The organism is Hominilimicola sp. (genome assembly GCF_046972485.1).
GTDB lineage: Bacteria > Bacillota > Clostridia > UBA1381 > UBA1381 > Hominilimicola > Hominilimicola fabiformis.
The window spans coordinates 1-5,476 of the sequence record NZ_JBKVWU010000135.1 but is presented as its reverse complement, the minus strand read 5'-3'; the positions used below and the strand labels follow the sequence as shown (position 1 = coordinate 5,476).

Genomic DNA, 5,476 nt, shown 5'->3' with positions numbered 1-5,476 from the left:
ATGTTGACCTTGGCAAAACAAAGGTTCAGACTGAGGGCAAACAGGGCGAAGCTCTTGTAACAAAGAAGTGCAAGTATGTTGACGGCAAAAAGGTATCTTCAGAAACAGTAGACACCAAAATTACAAAAGAGCCTGTTGACAAGGTCGTACTTATGGGTACAAAGGGTTCAAATGTCAGCAATCCTGCCGGCACATTTACGGATATGAACGGCAACACCGTTGCCTATTCATCGGTTGTTACAGGTTCAGGTACAGCGTACACAGCACCCGCAGGTTCACTTACGGCAACAGGTGTAACGGCTTATCACGGCGGTGTGGCAGTCAACCCGAACATCATTCCGTATGGCTCAAAGCTTTATATTGTATCAACAGACGGCAGTTTTGTTTACGGCTACGCAACAGCCGTTGACACAGGCGGTGCGCTCATGTCGGGAACTGCAATTGTTGACTGTTTCTACAACACATATGATGAATGTGTAAGCTTTGGCAGACGAAATGTGAATGTATATATAGTAGGTTAATTTTAGCTCGTGTTAATTTTAGTTCGTGTAGATAGTTTGATATAATCTAAACTATGAATTCCCGAGCTTGACTTGGTGATAGAATTAACTCTGTATGGTGAGTGCATCACACTTAATTTGAAAGGGCAGTTCTATATAATCAAATCTTATGATATTAATAATGTTACGACATAATCAAGGCAGACGCTTCGGCATCTGCCTATTGTTTTTGAAATTTATATTGATTTATCGGAAAATATGCGGTATAATATACTGTACTTATGACAGAACGAAAGAATGAACCGAAAGGAAAAATATTATGAAGAGAATTCTTACAGCGATTTTATGTGCAGGCATTCTTGCGGTTACTGCAGTTGGTTGCAGCTATAATGATGCACTTTATAAGGACGGTAACAGTTCTTCACAGACAAGCGAGGACAGCACTCAGCCTACAACATCTTCGGTTAAGGATGATAAATACGGCAATGACCTTGACGGACTTGTTGATTATTTTGTAGCTAAGGGATACCTTGAAAGTAAAGACGGCAGCATTAAAATGGATGCGTCCGCTATCGGCGCCAAAGAAGGTAAAAAGTTTGCTGCAAAGTATGCAGGTTCAAATATTATCATTGAGCTTTACTCTTATGATACAAAGAAAACGAACAGCACAGCCGATGAGATTGTAAAGTCAGTTAAGGACAACGGCACATTCAGCATCTACGGACTTCCCGATGTAACAGCCTATCTTTCGGACAACGGCAACTATCTTATGATTTATACAGACACTGCTATTGATAAGACAAATCCCGATAAGAATAGCGATAACTATAAGCATCGTGAGCAGGTTATCAAGGATTTCAAGGCTTTTAAAAAGTAACATATATATGTAAATAATTGTGACGCAATAAAGCGGAGATTGATTCAACTTCAATCTCCGCTTTTTTCTATATATATGTATAGCGTTTTTTATTTGAGTTTTGTACCGCAGTTTCCGCAGAACTTCATATCGTTATTGCATTGTGCATGACAGTTTGGGCAAACAACCGTATTTGATTTATCACTCATATCGTCTGCGACCGCCTGCATATAAGGATTTTCAAACTGAGTGTTAATCTGTTTGTTGTCGGAAGTTGCATCCATTGAGCCAAAATCAACGCTTTGGGGCTGAAAATCAATCGGTTGCTGAACAGGCGGCTGAATACCTTCTGTCGGCATTTCACTTGTTACAGGAGCAACAGGAGGTACGGGAACAGTGCTCTGCTGAGCGTCATATTCAGGAGCCTGACCTGAACCGAGGTTAATTCCGTTTGTGTATTTCTTTATATATGTGTGAAAAGAAATAGCAAGTGCTGCAAGCAAAGCGTAAAATACAGCAGACAGTACTGTATTTAATACCGTTACAACCCCCGCAGCGGAAATAAACAATGAATTCATGGGATCTGACGAATCAAATAGACCGCTAAAATTAAAGTTCGGATTCTCCTCAGCCAAATGATGTAGATACGCTGAAATTTCCGACCGTATTCCTTAATAAAGATGAATGAAGCAATTGCGGATGCAACGTTTACTATAATAGAGAGAATAGAAGACACGGCAAGAAGTATTGAACCTCTGCTTTTGAGATAAACCGATGTTGCACCCTTCTTAATTGAATCAGACCATAAAAGCAATCCGATACCGTGTATGAGTGTTACAAGTGCAAGAGGAATAGCAAAGATGCAGAGGATAAGAATGTATCCGAATATTTCCTGTCCCTGCAAAACTAATGAAAGAAGAAAAGTTATTCCGGTAAAGGCGAGCAATGCAAGTCCGCCGATTACTATTTCAATGATAGAATATATCTTGATGAGAGTAACCGTTGCGCCAAACGGCATTGGATCATTTGAACGGCACTTTGCATAAAGCAGGATAAGAGCAATACATAAAAGAATTGAAATTGAACCGCCCGTGCCGCTCGAGAAAGATATGTTCGTAGAACCTGCTCTTGTATTAATGCTAAACATTCCGAAAATACATGTAAGGCCGGAAACTATTGCACATATTAATGTAAGCGGTTTGGAAAAGAATCCTTTCAATATCTGCACATTCTGTTGATACGGATAATAGGGAATGGAATTAATCATAAATTTTCCTCCGAAAAATTAATTTGTATTTCTATTTTATATTATAGAAAGGGAAAATACAATAGGATTTTGAAAATTGTAAAAAGGTGTATTTTAGACAACCACAATATGTTGTGATAAAACAAAGAAATTTGTTGGCAAAACCACAAGGCTAAAACTTTTTCTGAAAAAATTGAATTTTTTTGAAAAAAGGGGTTGACTTTTCTGGAAAAAGGTATATAATAGAGAATGTTCCGCGAAGGAAAACAACAAATCCTCTTAAAAGAAAAGAGAGAATCAAGTTTTTCTTGTGCAAAGTGAACATAGGACCTTGAAAATTGAACAACGAGATAATAGTAAAGAAACCCGTAATGACTTTGAGGAAAGCTCAAAGAATTACAGTGAGATGTACACTAAAAAGCATCAGGAATAACGGATATAGTCAGTGACATATTCGTCAATGAGCGATTAAAAGCTCTGAAATTGATTTGAACAGCTGAAAGGCTGTTGAGATACAAATTTTAGAGAGTTTGATCCTGGCTCAGGACGAACGCTGGCGGCGTGCCTAACACATGCAAGTCGAACGGAACTGTTTTGAAAGATTTCTTCGGAATGAATTTGATTTAGTTTAGTGGCGGACGGGTGAGTAACGCGTGAGTAACCTGCCTTCAAGAGGGGGATAACATTCTGAAAAGAATGCTAATACCGCATGACATATCGGAACCACATGGTTTTGATATCAAAGATTTTATCGTTGAAGATGGACTCGCGTCCGATTAGTTAGTTGGTGAGGTAACGCTCACCAAGACCGGATCGGTAGCCGGACTGAGAGGTTGAACGGCCACATTGGGACTGAGACATACTACCAGACTCCTACGGACAAGAGCAGTGGGGATATTGCGCAATGGGGGCAACCCTGACGCAGCAACGCCGCGTGAAGGATGAAGGTTTTCGGATTGTAAACTTCTTTTATTAAGGACGAAAATGACGGTACTTAATGAATAAGCTCCGGCAACTACGTGCCAGCAGCCGCGGTAATACGTAGGGAGCAAGTGTTGTCCGGATTTACTGCGTAAAGGGTGCGTAGGCGGCTTTGCAAGTCAGATGTGAAATCTATGGGCTCAACCCATAAACTGCATTTGAAACTGTAGAGCTTGAGTGAAGTAGAGTAAAGGCGGAATTCCCCGTGTAGCGGTGAAATGCGTAGAGATGGGAGGAACACCAGTGGCGAAGGCGGCTGCTGGGCTTTAACTGACGTTGACGATCGAAAGCGTGGGTAGCAAACAGGATTAGATACCCTGGTAGTCCACGCTGTAAACGATGATTACATTAGGTGTGGGGTCTGACCCTTCCGTGCCGGAGTTAACACAATAAGTAATCCACCTGGGGAGTACGGCCGCAAGGTTGAAACTCAAAGGAATTGACGGGAAAACTCGCACAAGCAGTGGAGTATGTGGTTTAATTCGAAGCAACGCGAAGAACCTTACCAGGTCTTGACATCCAACTAACGAAGTAGAGATACATTAGGTGCCCTTCGGGAAAGTTGAGACAGGTGGTGCATGGTTGTCGTCAGCTCGTGTCGTGAGATGTTGGGTTAAGTCCCGCAACGAGCGCAACCCTTGCTATTAGTTGCTACGCAAGAGCACTCTAATAGGATCGCCGTTGACAAAACGGAGGAAGGTGGGGACGACGTCAAATCATCATGCCCCTTATGACCTGGCTACACACGTACTACAATGGATGTTAACAGAGGAAGCAAGACAGTGATGTGGGAGCAAAACCCCAAAAAACATTCTCAGTTCAGATTGCAGGCTGCAACCCGCCTGCATGAAGATGGAATTGCTAGTAATCGCGGATCAGCATGCTGCGGTGAATACGTTCCCAGCCTTGTACACACCGCCCGTCACACCATGGGAGCCGGTATTGCCCGAAGTCAGTAGTCCAACCTCGCGAGGACGCTGCCGAAGGTAGGATTACGACTGGGGTGAAGTCGTAACAAGGTAGCCGTATCGGAAGGTGCGGCTGGATCACCTCCTTTCTATGGAGACCAAATCAGATGAAACAAGCTGGTTTAAATTCCAAGGTCAGCATTACGAAAGATTTCTTTCAAAACTCGTTGTTTAATTTGGTGGCCCTGCCCGAGATATACGGGGTGGCAGCTCAGTTGGGAGAGCACCTGCTTTGCAAGCAGGGGGTCAGCGGTTCGATCCCGTTTATCTCCACCATGAAAAGCAACAGCTTTTCAACAACGGCTTAAGAAATAACGAGCCAACCAATATGGGCTTATAGCTCAGCCGGTTAGAGCGCACGCCTGATAAGCGTGAGGTCGGTGGTTCGAGTCCACTTAAGCCCACCAAAGAAGAGCCTAGGTTCAGAGCAATAGCGAAGAACAACGGGGCTTGACATCATCAAGTCTAATCTCTTCTAAAGCACCTTGAAAACTGAATAAAGAAGCAGATAAAGCGAGAAAAGTATTAGTTATACAGGTAAACAAACTCAAATGATAATTTGAATGCGTAAACCATAGGTAAAAAATACTACAATTAAGCTTAAGGGTAATAAGAAGATTAGTTATAAATAAACTAAAGGCTTATTAAACTGCGAAAAGAGTAATTAACATTACAAGAAAAAGAAGAACCAAAGATATCTCATAATGGTCAAGCTACAAAGAGCACAAGGGGAATGCCTTGGCACCGAGAGCCGAAGAAGGACGTGACTAACTGCGATAAGCTGCGGGGAGCCGTAAGTAGGCTTTGATCCGCAGATTTCCGAATGGAGCAATCCGGCAAGAGGAAAGTCTTGTCATCATATACTGAATACATAGGTATATGAGGGGAACCGCCTGAACTGAAACATCTAAGTAGGGCGAGGAAG

The 5,476-nt window shown here is 42.3% G+C and carries 4 protein-coding genes, 1 tRNA gene and 2 rRNA genes; 5 read left to right on the top strand and 2 right to left on the bottom strand.

Going from position 1 to position 5,476, the window contains the following annotated elements:
• Together ACLTU0_RS10455 and ACLTU0_RS10450 are read left to right on the top strand one after the other, a co-directional pair.
• Positions 1 to 521: G5 domain-containing protein (locus tag ACLTU0_RS10455; RefSeq protein WP_412322382.1), on the top strand; the 521-nt coding region annotated here is incomplete at its 5' end.
• 298 nt (positions 522 to 819) lie between these two features.
• Positions 820 to 1,377: a hypothetical protein gene (locus tag ACLTU0_RS10450; protein ID WP_117838031.1), complete on the top strand. Its 558-nt coding sequence runs from the start codon at positions 820 to 822 to the stop codon at positions 1,375 to 1,377.
• Positions 1,378 to 1,466: 89 nt separating this feature from the next.
• Here the strand turns inward: ACLTU0_RS10450 and ACLTU0_RS10445 are convergent, their stop codons facing one another.
• Together ACLTU0_RS10445 and ACLTU0_RS10440 are read right to left on the bottom strand one after the other, a co-directional pair.
• Positions 1,467 to 1,934, bottom strand: a complete 468-nt coding sequence (locus ACLTU0_RS10445; RefSeq protein WP_412322379.1) for a hypothetical protein — start codon at positions 1,932 to 1,934, stop codon at positions 1,467 to 1,469.
• Positions 1,931 to 2,623 (bottom strand): hypothetical protein, encoded by a 693-nt coding sequence (locus ACLTU0_RS10440; protein WP_412322377.1) that lies wholly within the window; start codon positions 2,621 to 2,623, stop codon positions 1,931 to 1,933. Before ACLTU0_RS10440 ends, ACLTU0_RS10445 begins: the two co-directional genes overlap by 4 nt.
• A gap of 497 nt (positions 2,624 to 3,120) precedes the next feature.
• Here ACLTU0_RS10440 and ACLTU0_RS10435 point away from each other — a divergent pair.
• From ACLTU0_RS10435 to ACLTU0_RS10425, 3 genes are all read left to right on the top strand, one after another.
• Positions 3,121 to 4,640 (top strand): 16S ribosomal RNA (locus tag ACLTU0_RS10435).
• A 241-nt stretch (positions 4,641 to 4,881) separates the two neighbouring features.
• A tRNA-Ile gene (locus ACLTU0_RS10430) sits at positions 4,882 to 4,958 on the top strand.
• Positions 4,959 to 5,257: 299 nt separating this feature from the next.
• Positions 5,258 to 5,476 (top strand): 23S ribosomal RNA (locus ACLTU0_RS10425); the annotation flags it as partial.